This window comes from Luteibacter aegosomatissinici, from assembly GCF_023078495.1.
Classification (GTDB): domain Bacteria; phylum Pseudomonadota; class Gammaproteobacteria; order Xanthomonadales; family Rhodanobacteraceae; genus Luteibacter; species Luteibacter aegosomatissinici.
Map to the genome: position 1 here is coordinate 2,924,200 of NZ_CP095742.1, position 25,950 is coordinate 2,950,149.

A 25,950-nucleotide genomic window follows, 5' to 3' on the forward strand; every position below is an offset into this window, starting at 1 on the left:
ATGAAAACGATAACGATTGACCAAAAGTCGATGGACGCCGCGTCGGCGCATCAGCTTGACCTCGATGCCATCGTCGAGGCACTGGGTCTCCCGGACGGAACGGACACCATCCGCTGTGGTGTTGTCGACGACCACGGCTTTGTCGTCTCGGGAAACTACCAATCCGGAGACGCCCTGCTGACCATCTCCCTTGCGCCCGACGGCCCCCTTGCCGTCGCGTCGATACCGGCTCGCGGGGAAGCGCTTGGCCGTATCGTCAAGGCCGCGGCGCGCATAGCCTCAGGCCGGTCCCGCGCCATCACACAGGCGTGGAAGCCGTTCCACCACGGCAATCTTTTGTCCTTCCACGCCGACCGCTTCGTGCGACGCGAAGGGGGCGGCAGAAGCGAGGACGGGCGTATCGTCTTGCGCATCGACGGCGGCGGCAAGCGCATCTTCGCCTTCCTGCTCGACAAAAGCGGGGTCCGGGACATCTCCACGTTCGTGCCCGATGAGGCGCTCGTCAATGAGGCGCTGGGATTGCTTCCCGCCTTCCTCGCCACACCGGTCGCTGGCCAAGCCGTTGATGCCGAAGGCACCTTCAGCCTCGATGGCCGCCTTCCCAATGACAATCCGCACCAGAGCACTACCCAGTGGTACGACACCTGGTTTACACCCGCGCAGCGAGAGTTCGTCGATAACCAGGACGACGGCGGGCTTCGCCTGCTCGGCGCCGCAGGAACCGGCAAGACCCGCACTCTCGTGGTCAAGTGCCTTCGGATGCTGCGTGCCGAGCCTCCAGCCCGGCAGTTCGAGCGAATCCTCTTTTTGACGCATGCGACCCGTACAGTCGAAGAGATTGAGGAGATGATCCTGACGATGGAGGGCGATGCCGGCATCGACCTTCTGACGGGAGAGCGACCACGCCTGTCGGTGCAGACCATCTACGATCTGGCCAGTGCCCACATGGGTTACAACGTATCGGACATTTCCCCCATCTCCATTGACGGGCAGGATGGACGGGACTACCAAGCCATCCTGCTCAACGACGCCGTCGACGAGTTTGTGCGCGGCAACTGGGTAACATTCAAAAGTGCGTGCTCCCCTCCCCTGCGGTCATACATCGAGGCAGACCGGGACTCAGCAGTACGCCGGTTCTTCCTGTGGGAAATTCTCAACGAATTCGCCTGCGTCCTTGACGCGGACGGAATCCGGACCGATACCACGCGACGGCAGGCGTACGCAAACAACAACCGTCGACGGTCATGGATGTGGGAGCTACCCAAACGGGAAGACCGTGAGGTCGTCCTTGCGCTCTACGACCTCTTCCGCGCCAAGCTGCGCAGCAACGGGGTCATCGGGCTCGACCAGATGGTCACCGACTACATGGGCTACCTGGAAACCTTCCGGTGGGAGGCCCTGCAGACGAAGGAGGGCTTTGACGCCATCTTTGTCGACGAGCTGCATCTTTTCAACCGGCAGGAACGGATGATATTCAGCCACCTGCTTCGCAACATCGACGAGGCGCCACGGGTGTACCTTGCCTATGACGCCAAGCAGTCGCCCCGCGACACCTTCCTCCAACTGCCCAGCATGGAGGCCAGCGCGCTCGATCTGTGGAAGGACGCAAAATTGAAGAAGGTGCGCAAGATTGAACTTGCCGATGCCTTCCGTTATACCCCGCAGATTGCCGCAACCCTGCGCGCCATTGACGCGGAGTTCCCCGGCCAGAACCTTGGCGAGGACTGGGTGCCTTACACTGCCATCTCAAAGTTGCCGGACGGCCCCGCACCGACGCTCTACACGCTTAAAAATGCGAGCGAGGTCTACGGCCAGGTGTTTGCGCGTGCGCGCAAGCTGCAGGCGGACGCCAAACCTGGCGCCCGGATTGCCGTCCTTTGCCTGAGCCCGAGTCATTTCTCCCGCTACCTGTCGCGGAGCGAACAGCGCGACCGTTTCACGGCAATTGCATCGCGCGACGATGCCAGCGGCTCGTTCGGCAGCGCAAGAAAATTCATCTTCAGCATGCCGGAGTATGTCGCGGGCCTGCAGTTCGACACGGTTCTCCTCATCGACGTCAACAAAGACGAGGTTCCCGAGGGGCCGATGACCTCGAGTGCCCGTCGGCACTTCGCTTCCCAGGTCTACCTTGGCGCGAGCCGAGCGGAGCACACCTTGGAGTTCTATGCCACGCGCGAAGGGGGCGGGCATGCACCTCTCCTGTCCCGCGCACTTGCCAATGACCATATCGATGAGCTCGCGGACTTTCCCGACTGATGTACGCCGTTCCCCGACGCACACACTCACCACCGAGACCTGTCATGACTAAAACTTTGGCCGGGGCGCACTTACCGGCGTCCTGGTGGTTGCCATCAGGCCACGCCAGAACGGCGAGGGCGTGGATATTGAACCCACCTACTACTTCCTGTGCTGGAACGGGGTTGCGTGTTCGCCTCACCTGCACATCAACCCGCTGGCAGCCATTGATGAGTTGCTGTCTGTCGAGCGCGCTGAGGCGTACAAGACAGCCCACCACCGTGCGGTGATTTCAAATCTCGAGAGATGGTATCCCGCTGCTTCGGCAGTCCTCCAGGCGTGGACCACGATGGCCACAGTGGACTGGTCGAACAAGCCCACGGTAGCGAGCACCACCGCACGAGCCTGCAGTGTCGATACCGATGCCGCCATGGACCTCGTTGGAATCGACGCAGACGAGGTCGCGGAATTCCGGCGCGAGCTGCCCGGTGCGCGACCGCCTGAGGTAGCGGGCAGTGACCTCCCCGACGAGGTGGCGGTGCGACTGGGCATACCCAAGTCCGCCGCACACCCGACGCCGGCCCGACGCCGGGTCCGTCTCTGACTACAGGCGGCGGTTGGATCGCGCAGGAGCGCTCGCTGCGGGTAACGTCCCGATTCGACGAGAAATCTCGCCGTCGATGAGTGTCCGGGCCCATTCACGACCCACATTGAATGGTCCAATCGCCCAGCCATCGGGACGCCGCCAGTTCCGCCAGACCTCCTGCGCGCACTGGCGCCACCCTGATCCTTGCATGCGAGGTGTCCCCCAGCCGAGGCTGGGTGGGGCCTTGGCGCATTCCAGCAGCTCGAAGGCATCTGCGAGCGCCGACGGCAATGCATCGGGCGGGTCAATGCCCCATTGTCGCCCTTTGTCGAAGACCCGACGGATGGCGTCGAGTTCCTCCGAGGTGCTGCATTCGAGCAGGACCGTCAGTGCCTCGGCCACCCAGGCGCGCAGGGCGACGACGGCGGTGTACCGACGCCACCAATCAATCGCCTCGGCAACTGACGCGAAGGTGACGCCGGGGCAGGCCCCGGCGGGCCTGCAATCTGCAGTCGCCATCGGCGCCAAGGCTCCGATGCCCTCGGAAGTCTGACGAACGCAAGGCCAATGGCCTCAAGGTCATTCTGGAAATCAATGCGATTCACGGTTCGGGTGTCGCGGGCGGCACGCCGCCCTTCCCAAAGACATAGATCTACCCTGGTCTGGCGCGCTGTCAACAGGCAGGAGGCTATGGACTGGCGACAGGATGTCGCGCGACTGCCTACATTCCGCGCCCCTCACGCTGCCCGGTCACACCCGCCACGAGGAGCAAGGCCGCAGAGCGGGCGGTTGCCGACGGCATCCATAGACCCGCCGCAGGGCGCTGCGCGGGAGGATGCGGCGCTGATTCCCCCCCTCCCGCCAGCAGCCGTCCCGGTTTCATCGCCCCGTGGGCGGGGACGCGACCATTGCCGGGTTTCGACAAACGCCGGGGCGGCCTCACCCTAGGGCACGCGCCTCAGCCGGTCTTGCTCTTGTTGGTGAGCTCGACAAACATGCGCACATCGTTGGGCAGCGCCCCCTTCGTTTCCTGTCCCTGGATGGTCACGCTGCCCGTTGCATAGCAGTTGACCACCAGGCCATCGGCAAACTCATACTTGATGCCATGGGGAATGGGGGTGGCCATGGCGCGCGTGGCAAAAACGCCTGCAGTGACGGGAGGTCGAAGCACTTGAAGCTGTCTGCGGAGGTCTCGACGATCTTTTGCACTGTTGTTGCCCCTGTCGCCGGAAATTCGGCGGACGGAAGAATGGGGCTCTGTGCTGACAATTCCAAGGCGCCAAACCAGGTGCCGGGCACCCAGTCGACCGCCACCTTCCGGGCAGAGCCCAGAACCGGAACGCGCCGGACGGGTCGCTGTGCAATTCCTGTTCGAGGATGTCGACGGCCGTGTCGACATCGTCCGCGAGGTAAATCCAAGATTCGCCTGCATCTGAGTCAGGGGTGCCGTGCATCGGTTCAAGCGTCCCGGTGAGCGGTCCGCCGGTCCCCGGCGCGAGGGCACTGTCCACGTATGAATGCGTGCTGCGCAGACGGTTTCCCCGCCCTTCCCGGGACCGATTCCTGCCCCTTGCATCTCATGCGGCTCAAGCTGGACCATCTTGACGCGTCGGCAAAGCGAGATGGGATGATCGAATGCCCGGTGCATGTCGCCTGCCGCATGGTGCCCAGGGACGAACCCTGGATATAAACCTGTCTCCCGGCGCATCCGGCGCAGCAGCTGCCGTGCTTGAACGGAGCAACGGCGCCGGATGCATGATGCGCCAGCATCTCATCCGGCGAGACTGCCCCGTCGTAGTGTGCCCCACACACGGATGCGTCATCCAGGATCACAGGGGTTCTCATGCAAGCTGCGCCACCCAGTCGTACGACCATTGCCGGGCTGTTCCTCTTCATCGTGGGCTTGCTGTTGCTGCGGTTCTTTCCACGCTCTGGCGCACTGGCAACTGCCGTGGGCCTGTTCGTCCTGCTGTGCGAAGGCACTGGTGCGGGGTGGCTGCAGCTGTTGGGTGAGGCCCGGCACGAGTGGAAACTTGTCGGGCGGCATGTGCGTGCACGCAAATACCTCGCCATCCGGCGCATGCGGCGAGCCGTTGCTCCGTCGGCCACCATGGCGCTTGCGTGGCAGGCATTCATCGTTGTTGTTCTCATTGCGATCCTCTCGCCGGCGACAGGCCTGTCGCCTTTTGCCCAGGGCGCCGCTGTCGACACCCTGACCTCCGTCGGCGTGGTCATCGCGATGGTGGATGTCTTGGTCATGGGCATGGCCGCCTTGCGTCTGCAGTGGGCACGCACAGCCGGCAGGGGATTCAAGACGCTGTTCGCCGCCCTCATCACGGCCCTTGCCTTCGCAGCTGCACGCCGGCTGGTTTTTGATTTGACCGGCGAGGATCCGATGAAGTTTCCCGGCGCACTCGCCGTCATCGGTTTTTTCTGTCTACCCTTCGCCTGGGCGGTGGTCATCGGTGTCGTCGCCACACTGATGGTTCTGCCCGCGATGGCCTGGACCCTGACAAGGGACACTGATGACCACCACGGCCAGTTCGTCGCCCGTTGCGCCCAGGGTGTCCGCCTCGTCCTCATTGCGTGTGCCGTGGCTGCGACCTGCAGCGCCGTCACGCTCCCTGACCTTTCCCGCCCCTCCTGGCTACGCAACACGGGCCTTGCCATTGTCGTGGGCCTTGACTTCTGGAACCAACCCGCATGCGGCGCCGACCGGCGGCCCTCCGCCCGCGTTTCAGACAATCGCTACCTTGTTGTGGTCGACAAGCCCGGTGCGCCATCGCTCGAGCCGATGCCTTGCCCGTCTCATTGAGTGGACCGATGGCTGCCGGAGTCAGCCCCTTGGTAAGCAACCCCGAATGGTGGCGACCGGCATCTACCGCTCCGCTCTTCCGAACGCTTCCCGACTAGCACGGCCCCGGACTGCGGTCACCGGCGTTCAAACCTAGCTCAACCCCGCCAGCATTCGCGCCATATATCACAAGTCTCTGAAAAATAGACTCATTTCAAGTTTCATGCACAGGCTTATCTCAAAATGTGAAAAGTTCGCATTGACATGAGACGCCTTTGAGCGTGATATCGGACCATGACCGTTCACTTCCGCAAACCTACCCAGATCGAAGTGCCCACCGAGGCCCATGCTGAGGCGTGGGCGGCCGAGTTTGGGGTATCGGTTCATTCGCTGCTGACCGCCATGCGCACCGTCGGTACCGATGCCGAGGCGGTCGGGCAGTATCTGGCAGCCTTCCGCGAGCCCATGGGCGCCTACGTCGACCAGATGAAGGCACGGCTCGACGAGATTGAAGTCCTGGTCGAGCGGCTCGGCGAGGAGCGACGCAGCATCGTGTCGTTTCTTGAAGGCTTCGCGCAGTTGCAGCGCACGCAGCGCAACCAGCGGATGCATGCAGCAGCTGGCTCGACAGGGGCCGACCTCTACACCTTAACAGTCACGGCGGAAGGGGGATCCGTACAGGATCGGCGGGACGGCGGGGTCGGAAGCCCGCCTGTCCGCGATGTCTACCGTGCACCGCAGGGATCGTCAGCCGAGATTGGCGACACCGTTTACCGCTTGCTGGCGGATGGGCGACGGCGTTCCCTGCACGAGATCTTGTCGTTCCTTGAGGTGCGCGGCATCGCCGCCAAGGGCGCCAATCCGTCGGCCTTCCTCAGCACCCTGCTCAGCCGCGATGAGCGGTTCGACCCGAACCGCCGTGACGGATGGGGGTTGAAGGGACGGCCATGAACATGAAAACCCGACCTCGTTGCGAGCGAGGCCGGGTTCATTCCAACGCGCTTTGAGAGGCGCCCCATACGGCGAACGGTCTGCTCGCCCCAGGAGGTAGGACAGTGACTGGCAATCGCGCCGCAGCAAGCTAAACGCCGGACGACGGCTTGGCTTTCATGTCCGAGCCCATCGTCCCATGCGGGCGACTCAACATTCAACCCAGCGATCTTCACACTCCCACGTGCCCCTGGTGCGTGTCCGAATGCGGCCATCCGCCCTGAATGCTGAGCGCAATTTCCATCGTCAAGTGCATGCCCTGACGCACGCGTCCCAGCGGGACCCGGCCGGGCCATGCCGAGGATATTGCCATGGCTGACTGCCAGATCACCTGTATCACCAAGCCCCACCCCGACAGCCCCCACGAGCACATCACCCACGTGGGCAACCCGCCACGGTGGAAGTGGTCGCGCGAGGAAGTCATCCGCAGCATCGACGCGAAGACCAACACCTTCTTCGTGCGAGACCCGAAGACAGGAAAGCGCTCGGAGGTCGGTGTCGTCCGTCCGAGTGGGCGCCCCGCGTACCTGCGCACCTACGCCGACGGTGACTGGAACAACAACCTCCTGGCGTTGAACCAGTGCCCCATCTGAAACGCTGAACCGACAGCGGGCATCTCCGTGGAAAAAAAACGGTGATGCCCGCCCCGCGATCATCCAGTCATTCGAGGTTGCACCAACATGACCAACGCATTCGTTGAATACCGCCCCAAATCGGCCGACCAGACCCATGGTGTCACCCATCATGTGGTCATCGTCCACGAGCAGGAAGTCCACCGCGCAAACACGCAGCGCGAAGCGGAGACCTGGGCATGCAAGCAGGGCTACAGTGTCCATGTCGCCCGTGAACGACACCGGCAGGAGCGTCCCAATCCGGCGCACTGGCGCAAGTCCGACTGCCGCTGACACGGCGGACCCTCCTCGCAGGCACCCATGGGACCGGCAGCGGCAGCGATACCGCTGCCGGTCCTCCTCACCCACGGTGACCGCGCTTTGCATGGGGCACTGCGCACCAACCATCGGCGGCGGCCTCCAGGCGCCAGCGGATCACCTTGCGGCCGGGGACCTTGATGGGCCGGGGTGTCAGCTGCAGTCCCGGTCGTGCGGGGCAGGCGGTCGCGGCGTGTTATTCAATCATCATCGGCGCATCCTGTTGGAAGAGCCCAAGGCCGCCACATGGCGGCCCCACCGCAAGGCTGCTGCGACCGATTGTCGGGCCGGTTGCACCCGCCCGGAGGTTCGACACGCAGAGCTGCTGCGCGGCCTTCTCGGCCGAAGTGACCTCGGCGGCTGCGATGCGTCAAAGGCGGACTCCTCGTGCATGGTGCGCCGAACCTGCCCGAGGTCCGCCACGCGTCGAAGAGTTCCGGCGCTCCTCGCTGGCAAACCTCGACCGAGGTTTGCCCGTAGATGTCCGGGACGTCACCCTAGGCACAGACCTCGAAGAGCACCGTCATCATCGCGTCCATCGTGTCGTCCGGGGTCTCGTGATGAGAGCGTCTTGCGTCGACGAGCGCATGGAGCGCGGTCAGCCCGTCTTCGTCCGTCGCGTCGGGGGCGAGATCCCGCGGACTTTGCAGGAGCGAGGCGAGGAGGTTTGGTGCCCGGTCTCACACCACACGCGTGATGAGTTCACCGTCATCGATGTCGTCGTCCGAGTCCATCCCTGCCGCACTGAGTGCATCGAGCAGGACGGCCTCACGGTCGATACACCAGAGACGGCCGATGGCGTGCCCTGCCCACTCGCCGGCCCCGGGGCGCGACAGGTTCGCGCCATGTCGACTGAGCAGTTCGACAAAGGATGTCGGGTCGGGATGTGGGTTCGCGCTTTGCCAGGCGCGGATGAGGCACCCAGCGGATGGTCCTCCTGACCATCGACACCATGGACGTCGGCGCCGGATTCCAGCGCTTGGGTCATCGCGGCATGGTCGAGTGCTGCACAGGCACGGAAGAGGGTTTCGGTTGCACCGAAGGGTGCGGAATGTCGTCCTGACATCGTGGAGCTTCTTTGGGTTGTTTCACCATCCTGGCGTGGGTCCGGCATCTGTCAAGCGGGTGTCTGGTTTCCCCTACAGACAAGGGCATGCAGACATGGATAATCAGCGTGACAGGCGGCCAAATGTCAACGACCAGACGGCCAGCGCAAGAATCATTCACCTGTCAGGAGAAACAGCCCATGATCGATGGCACGTATCTGCACATCGAGGTCGACACGGTGACGAGCGTGCAAGGCGTCGTCATTGTCGCGTTTACCGAATGGACGGTACAGGTTATGAATGGAAATCAGAGCAAGAGGCTGGAACGTCGGGTCTTCCGGCTAAAGGGCCCCAACCAGAATTATGGTGGGAACCCACATGGCTCGGAGGACGACGCAAAGCAGGCGCGAGAAGAACTTCTTCGTGAAATGGCGGGCCAAGCGGGCTGGATGACCCTTTACTTCGTGGCTGACCAGGCAATGGTGACGCGAAAGTTTACCGGCGTCGTGCTCGTGGGCGAGGAAGGCGACGACCTGTCGGGGCTTCCAATCAAAGACATGGACTGGACGCCTCCTGGGCAAAGGCACTGAACCTACAGCCGCCGAGGTCTGCCTGCGTGTTGCGTCGAGGGCCACAATGCGGAAAACCTCTCGGCGGTGGAACGGTTGATCTCGTCGATGAGACGATGGGCAACACCAGGATGACGTGGCGACATTCCATCGACATCGTCAAGCTCGGGAATGTGCACAGCCATGATGCTCGACGCAGCCCGCCATCCACTCTCGCTCAGGTATCCGCCATCATGCCGGAGCAACCAGGCCGGTTCACCAAATACGCACCTTGCCCATGCCGACATGAAGCCGGGAACGTTGAAGCAGGAGCCTGTATTGTTCATGTCGAGCGCGGCGCGAATGTCGTCGATATCCGCCGCGTCCATCGATGGTACCGTTCTGCGAAGGCGGTACACGAGCTCGAACGTCCAGAGCCGTGCGGCCCATTCCCGCTCGGTACCCCGCCTGACGTCATCCATGTCCGTGAAGTAATGCGGAGGGCTATCCATATGACCGGCATTGACAACGATCGCCTGGCCAGGCTGCAACGCATGCTCCGGGGGAAGACGCCGCAGGTCGCGACCAGCCGCGCCAAGCAGCGACAGCAGCGTCGCCTCTGAAAGAAAACAGGGTGTCCGGTCCTCCTGCCACCAGGTCGATCGAAATCCATTGCTCGCAAGGGGATCGCAGGGCATTTCGATTCGTACCGCCACGTCGTCCAGTGGGCAATGGGGACGCCAGTCGGCCGGGGCGACCCGCGTTCCGGTGCGCGCCGACTCAGCCATTGTCACGCTGCCCCGGGCAACACGTCATACGCAACCAACACCAGCAGCCGCGCGATGTGCAGGTCAGGATGGAGGGTAGCGATGGCCCGACCCGACGTGTCACGGGCCCTCCCCCACCCCATCAAACCCGCAGAGCACCAGCACACGACGGACATGTTTTTCCTCCCACACCGCGTCTGGCCAGCAGGTGTGGTAACGCGTGCGCAAGTCCGTCACGAGGGCGCGGGCCATGTCGATGTCGACCATGGGCGTGGCGTCATCGTCAAAGGCCGGGATGGGAAAGCCCCGCTTCCACATCTTTCGCAGATCATTGAACGCCATGCCGATGAGGTCGTTCGATGGATTGGCGATGACAAGCTTGACCAAGGTGCGCAGACGGTCGCGCTCGACGTCGCGTGCAAGGCCTGGGTCGATGGCGAGGAAGGTCAGGACCGTGCGGCCGATGGGCTGGAGGTTGCCGAGTGCAATGACCGTGCCCGGGTCAGAAGACCCAAACGGATCGGCGCGATGCTGGAGATGGAGAATGTCCACGTCAGGTCCTCCCCGGTGCGGGGGGCCAGGTGCAGGAGACACGGGTCCGGGGACCAGCGGATGGGTGCGTGACGACGCCCGTGAAGACGTCGATGGTCTTCACAAAAAGGCGGGATGGGCCGAAATTCCGGGCGTTGCGCGATGGGTTCAACAGAGGTTGGGGTCGCATCTTAGTGTTCTCCTGGGATGAGGATTGGGAGGGAAATTCACAGGGTTGGGTCCGGAAATGGAACGGACCCGATTGCGGATAAATCCCTGATCCCAAAGCTCTTCACAGATCGGTTTCAAGCGACATTAGAACGGGAGACATGCGTCTTTTCACACCCGAAGAGATGAGTCTGGCGGGGGATTGGCGTCCGACAGCCATGGCCCGACACTGCAATTCCGGGAGGGGATCACGGCAGCCCTGTCATCGAGTTCGGGATCGCTCCAACGTTGAACACTGGCGAGCCCTGACAGAGAATCCCATCAGCAGACCATCGGCGCACCGGTATGGAGCAGCCTTGAAAACCGAACTCTCACCGCTGACCGGATTCGATCCACCCGTGCTCCACGCCCTGAACGCCGTTGACAACAGTGCGTCGATGCATGCCGAGCACGATCTTCTCCCGCCCGGCCAGCTGTTCCATCGGGTGTTCGTCCGCGTGGTCGAGACCGGTGCTCGCCTTGCCAACCAGGCAAGACAGGCAGTCTCGTCGCACGAAACGCCGACGCACGATGAGCAGGATGCGGCACTCCGGGATACCTTGCTCGCGTTCCTGCATTCGCTGGCAGGCTATCTAGAGGCCTGCCGGTCCGTCATTGTGTGCCTTGCACCAAATGGCAAGGATCGTGAGCGGATGTTTGCATCCTTCCGCAGGTCCATCGCGCAGTACCACGCGCACGTGATGATGCTCATCAACCACATCAAGCACCGCCACCGCATGCTGCGCACCGTTTACGGGCTCTGGCTGGCGGCGGCATGGTCGGCTACACGCTCGAAGCTCCCGCCGGCAGTGGCGTCATCGGGCAAGACACCGCACTCCATGCACCCAACACCGCGTTTTCCCTCAACCGGGACCTCCGCTTGCATGCTTGCCACATCTATCTTGCCGCTGCTGCGCTGAAATCTGCCCTTTCGCTCGGCGACGTGCCGCCCACGGGCGAGCCGACCGCTCGTGCAGCGTCGCGGGCGGCGGGCCACTTCCTTGCGTCGGTCGCCGCCGTGCCCCTCCACCTGTTCCCAGACGAGACGAGCATGCCGCTCCCCGACGTGCGCGTCGGGCCCGACGACGTGGCCCGCCTCAAGTATCCAGCGCCGTTTCCCCCTGGTGTGCGCAAGACGCCCGTCAAACGTTTTACCCTCCGCTTCGAGGCAGCCACCGGGATGTCCTATGTCATGCCCTACCTTGCCCGACGCGATTACACGAAGCGCTGAGCGTATCTGGTAGCCGCGGGGACGGTGGCGTCTGTCGCCGAACGCCCCCTCCGGGGAAGGACTGTGGTCATGCTATTGTCCGCGCCAGCACCCGGCCGCAGTCGCAGGCTTTGGGATCAAGACAAGGCTCAATGAGTGGCGCCGGGGCCGGCCAGCACACCACAGGGAGGAGACATGGGATTTCTCGGACATGACGAGAGCGGGCTGTCCATCAAGGCCATGAGCCTTCACGTCGTCGGCGTGCCGTTGACCGACTTTGTCCCGGAAAAAGCATTCGACGACGTTTCGGAGGAAGCGTTCTTTCTGACCCGCATCGTCGAGAACGATGCTGATGCCATCTTTTCCTTCGTTGACGGAAGCACCACCCGGGAGCTGCTTGAGAGCATGACCGGCGGGACCCTTCCCTTCGAGGAGGGTGCGCAGCGCCTCGCACGCGCCTTCAACACCGCGCATGTGGCCACGAGCCGCGACGGCGCATTCTTCGTCATCGACCTTGAGGTCGCGGACGGTTCACGCATTTACTGTCTCATCAAATACGACTACAGCGAGGCGGTGGTCCGTCGGCAGGTAAAGGGAAAGCAGCAGCTGCGAAAACTTGTCCAGGCGTTTGTGACCGACAAGAAAGCCGTGCAGAAGATCTGTCTCATCCGGGCGACGGACGACGGTGTGCAAGCCTCGGTCGCGGCGCGGGACCGGATGCGCCCTGCGCCAGAACTGAGCGATTACTTTTACGATTTCCTCGGCGTGTCCCGTGAACGCACGGATGCTGACTTGACCAAGGCCGTCTTGAATGTCGCGCGGCTCGTGCTCCAGGAGCAAAAAGCGAATCTGGGCGACCGCTCGGTGGCCATTGCAATGGGTGAGTTCGAAAACGCGTTGAGGCTTCGCCCCACGGTTGATGCCGAAGTCGTCGGGGAGATTCTCCTCGGCGTCCTTGGCAACCCGGACGATGAGAAACTGCAGAGCGCCGTTGGCCGGTCCGTTGACCGGAAATTCGAGTCCGCGCGACTGCACGGGCTCGGTTTCAAGCCGGACCCTTCCGCATTGAAGACGCCCAAGTCAGTCAAGCTCGAAACCGAGGAAGGCGTCGTCGTCCGCTACAGCCAGCGCGCAGGCGAGACGCTCGTGCGCCGCGAGAAGAAACCAGGTGGTGGGGAAACCATCACCATCGAGACTGATGCAGCGGTCCGGGAAACCGTGACCAAGGTTGGCTGACCATGTCCATGCCCGACCTCGGTGCGCTCATCAATGCGGTGCAAGCGGAAGGCAACTGCCTCGCCCGCGAAACGTGGAGCAGCGTACTCGTCTCGGGCCTGGATGAGGACATTGCCCGCTCGATGGCTGGTCTGGCGACCATCGCAGGGTGCCGCTTTGCCATTGTCGACAGTGCAGACAATGACCTGGACGTTGGCGAGATTGATGCCTTCGGAGGGCCATACCGAATCAGCATCGCCAAGGACGATACGGCAGACGTTGGGTGGATCCTCACCGTCCGTGCGATCGAGCCCCTGCTGCTTGAGACGAGCGACCGCAGCGTTGTCCGTATTGCCGGCCTGAGCGCCCCGGTGGTGGCGCACGGCCTTACGCTATTGCCGTGGGAAGATGCCGTCTCAGCCGCCATCCACCCGACACCGAGTGGTGTTCTCAAAAGCCCGAGGTCCTTTGTCCGCGAGTACGGCGACCGGCGCCTTGCACCAGCATCCATCGCTCCCTGGGTGCTTTCGACTCCCATCTGGCTCGAAGACGCGATCTTCCCGCGCTGGGCAGCGGTTGCCACGTCGCAATGCCTGACGGCGCTCGGCAACGAAGTGGATCAGGGATCGTCGGCCGTCGTGTTCAAGGGACCGCCGCGCGGCTTGCTGACTGTCCCCACCGGCATTGTCGACGAGAGGTTCTTCCTGGCCGTCCAGGCGTGCGCGGCCTGGGTTTACGAGACGCCGACGGAAACGGAAATGCGCCATCCGCTGATGTCCGCTGAAATTGCACGGTTCTCGTCAGTCGATGGGACAATTGCAGCAAGCTCCGACACGTTCGCCCGATCGCTTGACGGTGCCCGCCTTGCCTATGATCTTGGCATGTCCAAGCTCAGCAGTGACACGCTCAAGATGCTGACGGATCTTCGAAAAAGTGTTCTCGATGAGTCCACCAAGGTTGCCGACAGCACGCGCCAGCTGGTGGCTTCCGTTGCCACAACACTGTCTGTGGGCGTCGGCCTTGTTGCCGCCAAGGTGGGCACTAGGGCCGACGGTCGCATCATCGGGGCCATTGCCGTCATCGCGTCTGCGTACGTTGCGGCCATCGTATGGTCGGGTTTTCGCTCAATCCGGCTGCAAGACGCAATACGGTTGCAGTGGAAGCCGCGAACCTACGGATTCATTTCCTCGGACAGCTACGCGAGCCTTGTTGACACTCCTGCCCGGGACGCCGCCGCCGCGTACGGCAGCATCGCCAGGATTTCGCTGTTACTGACCGCGCTCATGTTGCTGGTGGTCGTCTGGTCGATAGCCTCATTCCCGGGAGAGCCCTAGCGATTCGCCCCTCGCTGGCCTGGCCATCCAGGCGCCTTTTCCCATCGACCAGGGATCGGTTGTTCGTCCGGTGCAGATGAGCGGGATTGGCGACGGGTGTTTCGTCAACGTGATGCGCCGGCGCGCGGCGGCAGCAGATAGTTGCGGACCCGGTCACCCGCCTCCCGCAAGTCTCCGGGTACCCGCGCTTTCCATGCGCAATGCACGTCCGCGTGAATTCGGTTCCACTCAGGAGATTAACGCGGAAGCAGTGCCGATCGCACCCAGCTGCATACATCACGCAGGGCCCACGCGCCCGTACCATCAAGAATTCCTGCCCGGTGCCGATAAACTCCCGTCCCCCTCAAGCACGATCCATGAACCGACCCTTCCAGACCGGTGCCGGCACACCGACCTTACTTGCCCAGATGGCCGCTGTTGCTACGGCGTGCATCACTGGGACATGGATCTTTGCCGTGTATTTCCAGTCCAACGAGCTGGCCGGCTACAAGGCAAGCCAGGAGCTGAACCTGCCGGCCCGCATCCAGCAACTCGGCGACGCGGCCAATGCCCTGCAATTGTCCGCCTCGGAGCGCCAGAGCCTTGCTGCTTTCCAGGCGCTGCCAATGCAGCTCAATGCCCTGCAAGGACAACTCGCTGCCGGAAAAACGGAAATCGAAAACCTGCAGCGCGTGCTATCCGACCGCACGGCGGAGCGCGACGTACTGACCAGCAAAATTGCCAAGCTCGTAGGCAGCGGCAAGCACTTGAAAGTCGAGTTTGCTCATTCCGCCTACCTCATCCCGAACGAGCTTTTCCTGGGTGTCAGAGGATACCTGGCGTACGGCGCCTGCAGCGTTGTGGTCGGCAACCAGGCCCACAGCATGACGGTCGGCGAGCGGGTCGGCGGAACCGATGGTGGCTATGACTGGCATCTCGACATGACGCAAATCGACGACGATGGCTGCGATTTTTCCTTTACCGCGCAGGAACACAAGGTCGAAAAGCCGCCGGCCTGATGCCTGCATGGTGCCAGGGACAAGCGGCGGGACTGCCCCAGAGACGCTTGGGACCGCCGTGTGTCGACGTGCGGATGCCGTCGTATGATTACCTTCCCCGTTCCCACTCGCCCGGCTCATGAACAGGGGTTGTTCCGGGTGAGCCCGCATACCCCGACCACCGTGTACGGACGCATCGCCTTGGACAACCGCAACAGAAACCAGCATTACGTCCCCAAGTATTACTTTCGCTGTTTCTCACTCGACGAAAAGAGCATCCAGCTGATGCTGCGAAAGACAGGCAAGGTCGTTCCAAAACCGGCCTCAATTGACAAGCAGTCGTCCGATTGGTGGTTTTACGGGGACGCTGCGACCGAGGATGCGATGAGTGCGTTCGATGGTCCGTACTCGGAGAACCACCAGTTCATTGTATCGGCGCTGGACGGCGGCCGTCCGGCTGCCATTACAGCTGAGCACCGTTTGGTTCTTTTGCGGAACATGCTGCTCCAACGGCGGCGCACGCTCGCAGAACGGGAGGCCGAGCGCGGTGTGCATACCTTCGTCAGGGACGCCCTTGCGCCACAGTTGACGGCCCCGGGCATCGACGAATCCGGATGCCCGCCCGAAGCGGCCGAGGCGCTTCGAACCATGTTTGCGATCATGACAAAAAAGCTCGACGACCCCCGCCCCTTTCAAATGACCAAAATCGCCGCCGCGCAGGACGACGCAAATGCGCTTGCGGATCTCACCATGGTGTTTCTGGAGAACGACACGCCGCGCCCCTTCATCTTCGGCGATGCACCCGTCGTCTACGCAAACGCGGCACTGTGCGACCGGGAGATGTCACTGCTCAATGAATCGAGCCTCGGTCTGCAGGTCTTTTTTCCTTTGAGCCCGCGATGGGCGGTGATGCTCTATGACCCGGAAACGTACGATGTCCAGACCGAGGGCAATGGTCTGCTCGTGATGCTCACGGATGAAACCGACGTCAGCGAACTCAACAAGCTCCAGATCCATGAGGCGCATCAAAGCATCTACTTCCACGATGCCGCCAATGCAACCTATGTCGCCTCTCTCTGGGCCTCGGCTGCGCCCGGGGAGAAGAGGGGCAAAACAGTGGAACGTCTGCCGCAGTTGACGCCGGGTGGGCGCTACTTGCGGGATGTCAACGCGATTGTCGACCCCGAGCCTTCCTTCCATCCCACCCTGGGGTTCGTCTCTCTTCGTGACTTCTCTGGGAGCCGGATGCCTTATCGGGCCGCGCACTGGATTGGGACCGGCGACGATACGCCGCCGAGCCTCAACGCATTTGTTGACAGGAAGCCATGGCGCAACGCCTAACGAGCGTTTGAGCCCCTGGGTCGCGCCCGAAACTGGGCGCCGCCTCTTGTGCATCCAAGGGGTGGTCTACGATGGGGCGAAGGAGCGATGACTTGTCGTCGACACAAGGCGCCCATGGCCAAAAGGCAATGCCGCCAGACGACATGCACGGCCCTGCTGGCCTGCGTTCTACACGTGCTGAACCGCGTGTTCGAACGCGAAGGAACACCAATCAAGCCGAACATCTCGTTGGAAAACTCGCCTGGTCACCCTGCGGCATCGCAACTCCGATCCGTCGGCTCTGTCAGGAGAAAAACAGCGCCGGGCTGATGTCAAAGCGCTGGCTCAACGCAATGATGTGGTCCTTGGTCAGGTTCCGCTCGCGGCGATTGAGAATGCGTGACACAAGGGACTTTCCGCCGATTTCCGGCAGATCCGCCACACCCAGGTTGTGCTGTTCCATCAGAACGCGCAGCACATCCACGTCGTCAAGGGCCGCGAGACCGGCATTGAAGGCAGAGAATTCCTCCGCCTCATCTTCCCAGCGACGAATGGCAGTTGCCACGACCGAGATAAGCACCTCATTGGCCTCAATGTCAGCGAAAAGCTCATCGACCAACGCCAACGCCTGCTCGTACTCGGCCTGGTTGGAAATATGTCCGATAAACGGCGCTTCATCGAGCAGTGAATGCGCCTTTTCGATGATGGCGGCGAATGCCATGGTGTTACCTCTCGCGGTATTTTTTACAGATGCGGTCGTAATCGGCGTGCGTCACGATGTGCTTGATGAGCACCCATCCTGTTCGGAAATCAATAAAGGCAATAAGCCTCAGGTTGTTCCCGCCGATGTCGATGACCCACCAGCGATCCTCATACTTGAAGTTGTCCAAAGAGCCAAAGATCTTCTTCAACTCTGTTGGCAAGGCGACTTCTGCCGCGTCAAGCAGACGGTAGGTGCGCATCAGCGCATCGGCATCGTTGGGGTAGTTCGTGGCGGCTTCGGTGAAAGGCCTCTTGGAGATGACGTGCATGGGTTGATCCAGTTATGCGCACAACATAGTTGAAAGTTTACTTTTTGTCAACCTCACCGCCCTGCCTCCTCACGTCCCCTGGCGTCTTACGGCCCACATCCGCGCGCATCAGCCACGGTCTTGACCACTGGGCCATTTCTGCCAGGGTGGAGGTCCCGGATGCACCCATGGATTTCAACGTTCCCGAGGCCAACACCGCCGCCCGTTTTGCCGCGCTTGAGCTGACCCTTGAAGGCACCCTCGCTTACTTGCCCAGCGGCGTGGTGTCCCGCTACCGGCTGCTGTCTGACGGACATCCTTACTCCTTGCCCGGCGGAACATCCTTTTCCACCGCCGCCGAACTCGAGGCAGCCTTCGACCGCCACCTGCCCACGTTCCGGCTGCATGCGGCGTGCTGCCACCAGCTGATGCTGTGCTATTTCGATGATGCGGCAGCGCGCAACGCCATCGATGAATGGCTGGCGGCCGATGCGCTCCCTGCCCTCAAACCGGCGAAGGCAGGGTTTCCCTGGACGAGTGCCCACCAGCACCCGGGAAGAAAGGGGATGGGATATCTCAACACCTTCGGCCCGCCCTGGACGGGAATAAACGACGCGCAAATGGCGCAGCCGGCGTGGGCAGTGGACGAGGCGTCGTTTGCCCGGTTCGACCCGGCGCGCCCCCGCGTCTACCTCGATGCACTGCGCGCCTTGCTCGACCACGGGGAGCCGTTGTGGCTTGCCGAGCACATGCCCGTCGCACTGGCCTCCCAAACACGCCGCCGACTGTGACGGATTCAAAAAAGGTTTGAACCCGGATTGGCCCGTGCCGCAAAACTGTTCTAAGTCGATGACGGGCCACGGATCATTTTTTGTGGTTTGCCCGTTGCCCTGTGATGTCTCCCGCGTTACTTCCCGCGTCTTAACGACCAGTCGCCCATCCCCCTCTTGACGTCGCCTCAAACCCCGCTTTGATGAAAGGGCAAGACGCAACACCGCAGTCCCCCACACCCTGCCCTGCAGGTCCCTTGCATCAACCGGAGAACCACCATGACCCAGCAACGCCGCGGCTCGCTCCGCGTTCCAGGTGGACGCAATGTCATCGCCGATTCCCGCACCACCCTCGACGCCCCCCTCCACCCCATCGCCCAGGCCGTCGAAGACAGCCTGCTTGCCAGCACCAACGCCAAAGCCAAGACCCGCCGACGCGTGGTCGTCATCAACGAGGGGGTGAAGATCCCGTTCCAGACGACGAAGACCGATGCGGAGATCGAAGCGCATTTCGCTCCGAAGGACGACACCGGTGACGACACCGACGACAACACCCCGCCTGGTCACGCAAACCGAGGCGAGAACCCGTTCGAGTCGGCCGTCAGCCGTGCGGTCGCCGCCCAGCTCGCCCTCCTTGGCGTCACCCTGCCCCGCGTGTCGCCCATCACCGCCCCGCAGCCCATGAAAGCCCTGCACGGGTACCCAGCGGCCCGGCGCACCAACCAGCACCTCAAACTGGCCACCGAGATCGACTGGGGGGAGCCACAGGACGGGAACGCCTTGTTGTCGACCCGGATTGGGCGCTACATGCGCCATATCCACAGCAAGGAACTGACCTATGCCTACGTCAAGGAGCACGAATCGGCCTTCCGCATCCTTACCGAGGTCCTCGGTGACAAGGCAACCGGGGAAGTGTCGGTTACCGACATGGACGAGGTCCTTGACGCCATCGCGGGGCTTCCGAAGCACTATTCCAAGGTCGAGGAGTTCCGGGATCTCTCCATTCCGCAGATCGTATGGAAGGCCCGGCAGCTCAACGTCGGCCCCCGGATGCTCAACAGCCAGCAACGACTCGTCACGGTGCTCCGCACGTTTTTCATCTGGCTGGAGACCCGGGGTGAGGTGCGGCCGGGCCTGCTCCTTGGCGTGCGTCTGTTTCATCAGGGCAAGGATTTCGGCGGACAGCGCGACTGGTTTGATCCGGCCGAAATCCGGTTGATGTTCGACGTTAAAAAAGAGGCGGCCTTCTTTGTGCCCTGGCAAACCTGGGGGCTTCGCCTTGCGCTGTTTGCCGGCATGCGCCAGCTTGAAATCGCCCAGCTACGGGTTGACGACATCCAGAACGTCGAAGGCATCTGGTGCATTGATATCTCGCCCGACAAGAGCACCGGCAAGCGGGTGAAGAACCAGGCGTCCCGGCGCAAGATTCCCATCCACGACCGGCTTATCAATGCGGGATTTCTCGACTACGTCAACCAGGCGCGGGCGGCCGGTGTGCAGCGTTTGTTCCCCGACCTCAAACCGGGCAAGCAGTCGTGTTCGAAGAAGATGAGTTGCTGGTTTTCGGTTTTCATCCGCAAGCACTGTGGCATTGAGTCAAAGGCCAAGACCTTCCACAGCCTGCGGCATACATTTGCGACGCTTGCGGACCGGTCGGAGATTCGCGATGAGCACATCATGAAGCTCCTCGGGCATGACTGGGGCAAAAGCATCCTGCGCCGCACCTACACGCAGGAGCTCGACCTTCGCGAAAAGCACCACCAGCTCCACCGCATCCAGTTCCCTGATGTGAAAATGACGCCGCACGCCCCATCGAGGTATGAGCGCTATTTCCGCATCGCCTACGCTGACCAGACACGGCAGACGAGGCTCGACGCGGTCTTCGGCCACAGTCCGCGGAAACGTGCCCGGTGACGGAGGCCACAGCGATGTGCAGTCCAAGCCGCACCCATCATGGGTGCGGCTTTTTTGCCCGTCGGGCAGAGCGGTGAGAGCCGCGTCGGCAAGCGCCCAAGAACACGCCTGAACGCATTGTCTTCACCCCGTGATTTCTGCCGACCAGGCTGAGCAGCCCTGGGCATTGCAGGCGCGCAGTCGATAGGTATTGTGCAAGTCGTAGGGGAAGACACCCGCCTCGACGCGATACGAAAGATCCCCGCCGCTGTATATCGTTTTGTTCAGCTGGATGTTGAGGATCTCGTACCGCGTGGCGTTCGGCGTGGCGTACCAGGACAACGTATAGCGTTGGGACTTGCCGACAATAGTCTCCTCCATATGGATTCCGCCCGGGATCGCCGGGATGAGAGTCACGGTAACGGATGCGGTGCCACTGAAGGGCCCACACCCGCCTGCATTGCATCCTTGGACGCGGTAACCGTACGTGCCATTGCCCTTGCCGCAGATGCCGAGCGCACCGGAGCCGTTGTTGCCAATCGTCGCGAAGCCGCCGCCATTGACCTGTTCCTGCATCACATACGACGTCGCACCCGCTACCCCACTCCAATTGACCGTATAGCACCCGTCGCTGCTCGACCCTGGCACGGAGATCCCGGGCGCCTGCGCCGGCGGCATGGTGACCGACAATGCTGCGGCGGGACTGCTGGGTCCGCAGTAGGTCCCGTCCGTGCTGTTGCAGGCCCTGACCCTGAACCAGTAGGTGCCCGTTGTACTTACCGACTGCGTCGTGGATGTTGCCGCCCCGTAAAACACGTCTGAGTAATTGGCGCCATCCGTGCTCCTGCCGACCGCATAAGTCTGGCCATAGCTTACCGCCGGCCAGCCGATGGCAATGGACCCGGTACTCGGGCTTTGCACGGTGATGGACCCCGGGGCAGCCGGTGTGTGCCGCACCGTAACGGCATTGGTCTGCGTCGGCACGCTGCACCCATTGGGATTGCAGGCTTTGACTCGGAAGACATAGCCGCCCTCCACGGCCACCGCAAAAGACACCGTCGTTGCGGCACCGGAATAGACCTGAGGCCAGTTCTCCCCGTTCCATGACCGCTCAACCGTGTACGACGTGGTGTTGGACGTCGCCGCCCAAGACACGGTCAGGGTCGACAAGTCACCCGACACCGCGAGCGACGCTGAGGCCGGGGAGGCAGGCGCCGAGACGGATGGCGGCATCGTGTACGACCCCGAGCCACTCAGAAGGAGGTTGTCGCCGCCCACCGGAGAGATACCGTGGACATAGAGCACCTTTCCGCCAAGCGCGACCCGTTGCGCTTCGGTGAAGGCGACTGAATACCGGTAGGCGGTGCCAACGGCGTGGCACTGGGTCTGGAGCTCAACCTGACGCTCGTCATTGGCAACGTTGGCATGGTAGGCGCCCACGAAGGCGCCCGATCCCGCCGGGCCGTCTGCGTAGACGTGGATGTCGATGCTTGCAGCGAGTCCCGTACCGCAGGCCCAGCCAGCCAGCACGGCACTGCTCCCCGAGGTGATCCCGTCGACCGAGCCGATGACGGTTGACGTCGCCCCACGCGAACTGGCCACGAGACGCGTTCCCAGGTACACGTAGTTGGTGGCCTGCGTGGTGCCGGCGTCGTATTGCCAAAGCAGCTGGCCCGCGGCGTTGTACGCATAATACGTTGTTGCCCCGCCCGTCACCGAGCGTTTGACGCGGCGCCCGGCTGCGTCATAGACATACGACTCGTGCCCGGTTATGCCGGTTAACCGGTCGGCACCGTCAAAAGTCAGGATGGCTGAATCCTTGCCAGTCGTGTTGCCACGCGCGTCATACCCGAAGGTATGCAGACGCGAACCATCGATGGCTGTGATGGTCGCCAGCCGATTGGCGGAGTCATACGTGTAGATGCTCTTCGCCGCGCCCCGCGTAATGGATCGGATGTTGTTGAGGGCGTCGTACTCGTAGCTCTCCGAGCCCCAAGCGTTGCTTGCCGTGGCCGTCGCCAGCCGGTTGAGCTGGTCGTATGTCAGCACCTTGGTCCGGCGGGTCGACCCGGACTGGTCGGTCATCCCCGTGATGTTGCCGTTGGCGTCGTAGCCGTAGTCCTCGCTAACGGCGGGCACACCCGCGCGCCCAAAGGTGAAATTGCCGAGCATCTTGCGATCGTTCTGGGCGGCAACGTAGCTCGCCCCGCTGCCTAGACCGAAGGACGCGACATCGCTGTTTGCCGCGTACAGGACGTTGTTGACGTACGACCCCGCCGCCGTGGGCCGACCCATGGCGTCCGGGGCATAGGCCACTTCTTCGCCGTCGGGATAGATCACCTTGCTCAGCGCGCCGCTGGCATCGTAGGCGTAGCGGATGGTCCAGACCCAGCCATCGATGGAGAGCTGCTCGGTCGTGAGCAGCCCGTGGCGGTTGCGGCCAAACGACCAGCCGACAAGCCCCGAGGTCGACTGTGACTGCACGTTGCCCTGCTTGTCGTAGACATACGAGCTGGAATCCGTGATCCCGGGATAGATACTGGTGGTCACCCGGCCGAGTTCGTCGTACTGGTGCGTGGTCCGTGCGGTCGTGGGCACCTGGTCCAGGCCACAGCCGGTGCCCGTCACGCCAACGCCCGATGCGCTCCAGTCAACGTTGCCCGCAGCATCATAGGCAACGACGTTGCTACCGACCTCGGGCTCTTGTGTGCGGCAGACGCGGTGATTGGCGTCGTAGTAGATGTCCTTGCGGATGCCTCCCTGCGACAGCCACCGGGGCTGCCCGTAGGTGTCGCGCTTGACGAGCTGCGTGAGGCCTTCCGGCGCATCGATTTCGACCGCGTTGTCATAAGTCGGCTCGTCGAAGGACTGGTACGCGGTTGTGGTCGCGACCCGGTTGGGGTCCGTCACCCGCACGCGGCCGCCGCCGAGATAATCGTGGCTCGTCAGAAACTCGGCGTCCTTTGCCCGCTCCCGCGTGGCGGTCACACGCCCAAGGACGTCGTAGTCGGTATAGACGCCGTCGGTGAAGCTGGGCACGTCATGTGCACCGTCGAGCGCATTGGCCCGGAACGTCGTCCGCCCCTTCCAGTCGTAGCGCGTCGCCGTCGACGTGAACAACCCTCCATCGGAGGTACGGTACGACTCGGTGAGGACCGGGTGGAACATCGCGTCGAGGTATGTGACTTGGCTGCGGTTTCCCTCGGTCACCGTGTGTCGCCAGTGCCGTCCGGAAAGTCCCCGCTCGCCCTGGTCAACCACGGCATAGTTCTCAATACTCGGCGACCAGATTGTCCCGTCTGTGTCCGGCGAGTAGCTGGTCGATGCCAGGCGACCGCCTGCGTCATAGGTATACGACGTGGTCTGGCCGAGCTGGTCCGTTTCGCTCGACACCTGCCCGAAGCCGTCGACGACAAACGTCCGCCGGCCACCATCCGGAAACTGGATGGATGTCGGAATGCCGCGGGTATAGCCACCAATCAACGTCGTCTTCTGGCGTGCATCGGTAAACGACGCAAGCTGGCCTTGGTCGAACGTGTAGCTCATTACGGTCTGACCATACTCTTCGCGCGATTGCATCGTGACGTCGGCGAGGTTGTAGACGTTCCGCGATACGGTCTCCCAGAAAGCCTGTCCGGTCGGTGATTCACCGGCGGGAACCAGTGTTGCGCGGCTGGCGGGCAGTCCGATGACCCAGTGCGGCAAATCGTCGAGATAGCTGAACTGTTCGTCAACCGAGTTGGGAATGGCCTCCCCACCCACGCTGAGGGAGATGGTGCTCGAGCGACGCGTCGAGGCCGGCCTTGCAAACGTGTCGAAGGACAACGCCTGCCACGTCCAGGCGTCTGCCCCTTCGGTGATGGTCCGCCGCGACATCGGCGCTTCACTCGTGGCAAGGTCGACATTGGCGTAAATATTGAAGTTGTAACCGTACTTGGCAGGCCATGGACCCGACAGTGCATAGACCATCGTCTCAACCCGCACCGGGCTGCCACCGCCGCCTGCGTAGTACTCGGTTGATACGCCCTTGCCTTCCGTCACATTCGCGCGGTTGCTGAAGTAATAGCGCGTCAGGTTCTGGCCTGGGTCGACGACGTCCGTATACGACGTAAACGTGCAGCCGCCTGCCTGGCACTGCTGCCTCCAACTGGCCTGTGCAAGAGGGTAGCTGTAGGACCAGTCTTGTGGGTCGAGCCCTGCACCGGTCACGTGCTTGTTGCGCAAGGCAAGGTTGTTGTAATACCGCGGCGAACTCTCATACCCGTTGGCGGTGGGTCCGTTCGCACCGCAGTACTCGAAGACGTCCGACCGCGCGTGTCGTGTGGGGCGTGCCGTAAACGTTCCCACAAGGCCGGATGGGGTGGTGACCGTTCCGACCTTGGCGTTGTTCTCGTCCGGTGCAGACGGGTCCAGACAGTGGCCAATGGATGCCGTGCTCTTGACGTCAAATGTGAGGTCAGCGAGCGAATAACCCCAGGTCGTTCCATCCGGCAGGGTGACCCCGGTCAGGGTCTGGCCTGTGGCGCTCGGCTGATAGCTGTACGACCACGTGCGCGTCTTGCCGTCGGCAGACACGACAATCTGGGCAATCTGCTTGCCGTCGCCGGTGTATTGGAAATCGACCCGTCGCAGGTCATCGCCAATGATGCTGCTGATCCGGCCGGCATCGTAGTTGTAGGTCACCCCGCGGCCGAAACGGTCGACAACGCGGGTGGCGAACATGAAGCCTATCTGGCGGCCGATGATGAAGTAGCGCGCGGGGCGGTAGTAAAGATAGTCCAGTGAGTACTGCGTCCCATCCGGCCCGATGGCAAGAAAGGCCTCGCCGGGCATTCCATTGGACGTGCCAGGAAGGCACGCGAGCTGCCAGTTGCCCTTGGAGACACCGACAAACGTCCTTGCCATCGACGGTGCCGGCAACCCGTTCGGTGCGCGCGCGAGCATGTCCTGGCTTTCCTCGCCGGGAATCCGGAGCAGATACCCCTCGTTCCACCACTGATCCGACTCAAGCGGTTCAGAGCCCGGGCGGCCCAGTGTCATGGAGGGCGGCTCCCGGAAATTCGTGCAGCGGTCCGTCATCACAATGGAGTTGACCAGCCATCCCTTGTGGGAGTCTCCGTCGGTCAGCGTGTGCTGGTCGGAGACGACCGTCGAGAGGCGGGGCAGTTCGATGTCCCAGTCGCCGAACGATGCGTTGTCCTTGCGGATATCCGCATCACCGTCGGCCTTGAACGTCCGTCCGATCTGGATGACCGGCCCGTTGCCGGCAATCTTGATGTCAACCGCCGAGAACGTCAGCGACCCGTCGTGGAGGTCAATTTGCTCGCCGAACGGTGTGTCGCCAAGCGGTGCGAGCTGGTCGTTGACCCTGACCAGCTTCTTGTACTCGTCTTCCGGATTGGTCGTCTGGGCGTGACTGACCCCGATCGCAGACAGAAGGAGTAGCCCGAACGCAAGCCGACGGACTAAGGCAATTGGTGTCATTTTCATGGTCGGCACTGGGCATCCCGCCAAATGTGTCGGTTAAGACCGGGGAAGTATCAAAAACTGGCTTACGCAACTGGAAATCACGACAGACAACCGACGAT

At 62.5% G+C, this 25,950-nt stretch carries 22 protein-coding genes; 15 read left to right on the forward strand and 7 right to left on the reverse strand.

The features are described from left to right. Together L2Y97_RS13170 and L2Y97_RS13175 are read left to right on the forward strand one after the other, a co-directional pair. Entirely contained in the window at positions 1 to 2,256 is a 2,256-nt protein-coding gene (locus L2Y97_RS13170) for a UvrD-helicase domain-containing protein (RefSeq protein ID WP_247427230.1), read from the forward strand. A gap of 85 nt (positions 2,257 to 2,341) precedes the next feature. Continuing rightward, complete coding sequence (locus tag L2Y97_RS13175; protein WP_247427232.1) at positions 2,342 to 2,839, forward strand: hypothetical protein; 498 nt, start codon at positions 2,342 to 2,344, stop codon at positions 2,837 to 2,839. Here L2Y97_RS13175 and L2Y97_RS13180 read toward each other — a convergent pair whose 3' ends face one another. Beyond that, the gene (locus L2Y97_RS13180; protein ID WP_247427234.1) at positions 2,840 to 3,340 is read right to left on the reverse strand and encodes a hypothetical protein; all 501 of its coding nucleotides are present in this window, start codon (positions 3,338 to 3,340) and stop codon (positions 2,840 to 2,842) included. 439 nt (positions 3,341 to 3,779) lie between these two features. Further along, positions 3,780 to 3,947 carry a hypothetical protein gene (locus L2Y97_RS13185; protein ID WP_247427236.1) on the reverse strand — a complete coding sequence of 56 codons (168 nt, stop codon included), beginning with the start codon at positions 3,945 to 3,947 and terminating at the stop codon, positions 3,780 to 3,782. A gap of 825 nt (positions 3,948 to 4,772) precedes the next feature. Here L2Y97_RS13185 and L2Y97_RS13190 point away from each other — a divergent pair. The 5 genes from L2Y97_RS13190 to L2Y97_RS13210 all read left to right on the forward strand — a co-directional run bounded on the left by L2Y97_RS13190 (position 4,773) and on the right by L2Y97_RS13210 (position 9,170). After that, complete coding sequence (locus L2Y97_RS13190) at positions 4,773 to 5,636, forward strand: hypothetical protein (RefSeq protein ID WP_247427238.1); 864 nt, start codon at positions 4,773 to 4,775, stop codon at positions 5,634 to 5,636. A 273-nt stretch (positions 5,637 to 5,909) separates the two neighbouring features. Continuing rightward, positions 5,910 to 6,566, forward strand: a complete 657-nt coding sequence (locus L2Y97_RS13195; RefSeq protein WP_247427240.1) for a DUF3606 domain-containing protein — start codon at positions 5,910 to 5,912, stop codon at positions 6,564 to 6,566. A 350-nt stretch (positions 6,567 to 6,916) separates the two neighbouring features. After that, a complete protein-coding gene (locus tag L2Y97_RS13200) occupies positions 6,917 to 7,198 on the forward strand; it encodes a DUF3892 domain-containing protein (protein ID WP_247427242.1) in 282 nt (93 codons plus the stop codon). 87 nt (positions 7,199 to 7,285) lie between these two features. Continuing rightward, positions 7,286 to 7,510 (forward strand): hypothetical protein, encoded by a 225-nt coding sequence (locus tag L2Y97_RS13205; protein ID WP_247427244.1) that lies wholly within the window; start codon positions 7,286 to 7,288, stop codon positions 7,508 to 7,510. 1,270 nt (positions 7,511 to 8,780) lie between these two features. Next, a complete protein-coding gene (locus L2Y97_RS13210) occupies positions 8,781 to 9,170 on the forward strand; it encodes a hypothetical protein (RefSeq protein WP_247427247.1) in 390 nt (129 codons plus the stop codon). A 2-nt stretch (positions 9,171 to 9,172) separates the two neighbouring features. Here L2Y97_RS13210 and L2Y97_RS13215 read toward each other — a convergent pair whose 3' ends face one another. Together L2Y97_RS13215 and L2Y97_RS13220 are read right to left on the reverse strand one after the other, a co-directional pair. After that, on the reverse strand, positions 9,173 to 9,916 hold the full coding sequence (locus tag L2Y97_RS13215) for a hypothetical protein (RefSeq protein WP_247427249.1): 744 nt from the start codon (positions 9,914 to 9,916) through the stop codon (positions 9,173 to 9,175). 99 nt (positions 9,917 to 10,015) lie between these two features. Then, on the reverse strand, positions 10,016 to 10,447 hold the full coding sequence (locus L2Y97_RS13220; protein ID WP_247427252.1) for a hypothetical protein: 432 nt from the start codon (positions 10,445 to 10,447) through the stop codon (positions 10,016 to 10,018). Between the two features lie 503 nt (positions 10,448 to 10,950). Here L2Y97_RS13220 and L2Y97_RS13225 point away from each other — a divergent pair. The 6 genes from L2Y97_RS13225 (at position 10,951) to L2Y97_RS13250 (ending at position 16,710) form a co-directional block, all read left to right on the forward strand. Next, complete coding sequence (locus tag L2Y97_RS13225; protein WP_247427255.1) at positions 10,951 to 11,553, forward strand: hypothetical protein; 603 nt, start codon at positions 10,951 to 10,953, stop codon at positions 11,551 to 11,553. 131 nt (positions 11,554 to 11,684) lie between these two features. Further along, positions 11,685 to 11,864, forward strand: a complete 180-nt coding sequence (locus L2Y97_RS13230; RefSeq protein WP_247427258.1) for a hypothetical protein — start codon at positions 11,685 to 11,687, stop codon at positions 11,862 to 11,864. Between the two features lie 174 nt (positions 11,865 to 12,038). Then, positions 12,039 to 13,079, forward strand: coding sequence for a hypothetical protein (locus L2Y97_RS13235; RefSeq protein ID WP_247427261.1), 1,041 nt, complete (start codon positions 12,039 to 12,041; stop codon positions 13,077 to 13,079). A gap of 2 nt (positions 13,080 to 13,081) precedes the next feature. Then, complete coding sequence (locus tag L2Y97_RS13240) at positions 13,082 to 14,392, forward strand: hypothetical protein (RefSeq protein ID WP_247427262.1); 1,311 nt, start codon at positions 13,082 to 13,084, stop codon at positions 14,390 to 14,392. 356 nt (positions 14,393 to 14,748) lie between these two features. Further along, positions 14,749 to 15,390: a hypothetical protein gene (locus tag L2Y97_RS13245; RefSeq protein ID WP_247427265.1), complete on the forward strand. Its 642-nt coding sequence runs from the start codon at positions 14,749 to 14,751 to the stop codon at positions 15,388 to 15,390. Between the two features lie 84 nt (positions 15,391 to 15,474). Next, on the forward strand, positions 15,475 to 16,710 hold the full coding sequence (locus L2Y97_RS13250; protein WP_247427267.1) for a DUF4238 domain-containing protein: 1,236 nt from the start codon (positions 15,475 to 15,477) through the stop codon (positions 16,708 to 16,710). Positions 16,711 to 16,993: 283 nt separating this feature from the next. On the opposite strand, the gene L2Y97_RS13255 is transcribed toward L2Y97_RS13250, so the two are convergent. After that, on the reverse strand, positions 16,994 to 17,410 hold the full coding sequence (locus L2Y97_RS13255) for a helix-turn-helix domain-containing protein (protein ID WP_247427270.1): 417 nt from the start codon (positions 17,408 to 17,410) through the stop codon (positions 16,994 to 16,996). 4 nt (positions 17,411 to 17,414) lie between these two features. Next, a complete protein-coding gene (locus tag L2Y97_RS13260; protein WP_247427272.1) occupies positions 17,415 to 17,720 on the reverse strand; it encodes a type II toxin-antitoxin system HigB family toxin in 306 nt (101 codons plus the stop codon). A gap of 167 nt (positions 17,721 to 17,887) precedes the next feature. On the opposite strand from L2Y97_RS13260, the gene L2Y97_RS13265 reads away from it, so the two are divergent. After that, on the forward strand, positions 17,888 to 18,490 hold the full coding sequence (locus tag L2Y97_RS13265) for a hypothetical protein (protein ID WP_247427275.1): 603 nt from the start codon (positions 17,888 to 17,890) through the stop codon (positions 18,488 to 18,490). 258 nt (positions 18,491 to 18,748) lie between these two features. Further along, positions 18,749 to 20,383, forward strand: coding sequence for a site-specific integrase (locus tag L2Y97_RS13270; RefSeq protein WP_247427277.1), 1,635 nt, complete (start codon positions 18,749 to 18,751; stop codon positions 20,381 to 20,383). Between the two features lie 123 nt (positions 20,384 to 20,506). Here the strand turns inward: L2Y97_RS13270 and L2Y97_RS13275 are convergent, their stop codons facing one another. Further along, a complete protein-coding gene (locus tag L2Y97_RS13275) occupies positions 20,507 to 25,852 on the reverse strand; it encodes a hypothetical protein (RefSeq protein ID WP_247436797.1) in 5,346 nt (1,781 codons plus the stop codon). Positions 25,853 to 25,950 lie beyond the last annotated feature (98 nt).

Excerpts from the sequence above, each read along its gene's own strand:
- L2Y97_RS13240 (WP_247427262.1), top strand. The coding sequence starts at position 13,082 with ATGTCCATGCCCGACCTCGGTGCGCTCATCAATGCGGTGCAAGCGGAA.
- L2Y97_RS13200 (WP_247427242.1), top strand. The coding sequence starts at position 6,917 with ATGGCTGACTGCCAGATCACCTGTATCACCAAGCCCCACCCCGACAGC.
- L2Y97_RS13215 (WP_247427249.1), bottom strand. The coding sequence starts at position 9,916 with ATGGCTGAGTCGGCGCGCACCGGAACGCGGGTCGCCCCGGCCGACTGG.
- L2Y97_RS13260 (WP_247427272.1), bottom strand. The coding sequence starts at position 17,720 with ATGCACGTCATCTCCAAGAGGCCTTTCACCGAAGCCGCCACGAACTAC.
- L2Y97_RS13250 (WP_247427267.1), top strand. The coding sequence starts at position 15,475 with ATGATTACCTTCCCCGTTCCCACTCGCCCGGCTCATGAACAGGGGTTG.
- L2Y97_RS13170 (WP_247427230.1), top strand. The coding sequence starts at position 1 with ATGAAAACGATAACGATTGACCAAAAGTCGATGGACGCCGCGTCGGCG.
- L2Y97_RS13195 (WP_247427240.1), top strand. The coding sequence starts at position 5,910 with ATGACCGTTCACTTCCGCAAACCTACCCAGATCGAAGTGCCCACCGAG.
- L2Y97_RS13270 (WP_247427277.1), top strand. The coding sequence starts at position 18,749 with ATGACCCAGCAACGCCGCGGCTCGCTCCGCGTTCCAGGTGGACGCAAT.
- L2Y97_RS13245 (WP_247427265.1), top strand. The coding sequence starts at position 14,749 with ATGAACCGACCCTTCCAGACCGGTGCCGGCACACCGACCTTACTTGCC.
- L2Y97_RS13235 (WP_247427261.1), top strand. The coding sequence starts at position 12,039 with ATGGGATTTCTCGGACATGACGAGAGCGGGCTGTCCATCAAGGCCATG.
- L2Y97_RS13210 (WP_247427247.1), top strand. The coding sequence starts at position 8,781 with ATGATCGATGGCACGTATCTGCACATCGAGGTCGACACGGTGACGAGC.
- L2Y97_RS13185 (WP_247427236.1), bottom strand. The coding sequence starts at position 3,947 with ATGGCCACCCCCATTCCCCATGGCATCAAGTATGAGTTTGCCGATGGC.
- L2Y97_RS13180 (WP_247427234.1), bottom strand. The coding sequence starts at position 3,340 with ATGGCGACTGCAGATTGCAGGCCCGCCGGGGCCTGCCCCGGCGTCACC.
- L2Y97_RS13275 (WP_247436797.1), bottom strand. The coding sequence starts at position 25,852 with ATGAAAATGACACCAATTGCCTTAGTCCGTCGGCTTGCGTTCGGGCTA.
- L2Y97_RS13205 (WP_247427244.1), top strand. The coding sequence starts at position 7,286 with ATGACCAACGCATTCGTTGAATACCGCCCCAAATCGGCCGACCAGACC.
- L2Y97_RS13265 (WP_247427275.1), top strand. The coding sequence starts at position 17,888 with ATGGATTTCAACGTTCCCGAGGCCAACACCGCCGCCCGTTTTGCCGCG.
- L2Y97_RS13230 (WP_247427258.1), top strand. The coding sequence starts at position 11,685 with ATGCCGCTCCCCGACGTGCGCGTCGGGCCCGACGACGTGGCCCGCCTC.
- L2Y97_RS13255 (WP_247427270.1), bottom strand. The coding sequence starts at position 17,410 with ATGGCATTCGCCGCCATCATCGAAAAGGCGCATTCACTGCTCGATGAA.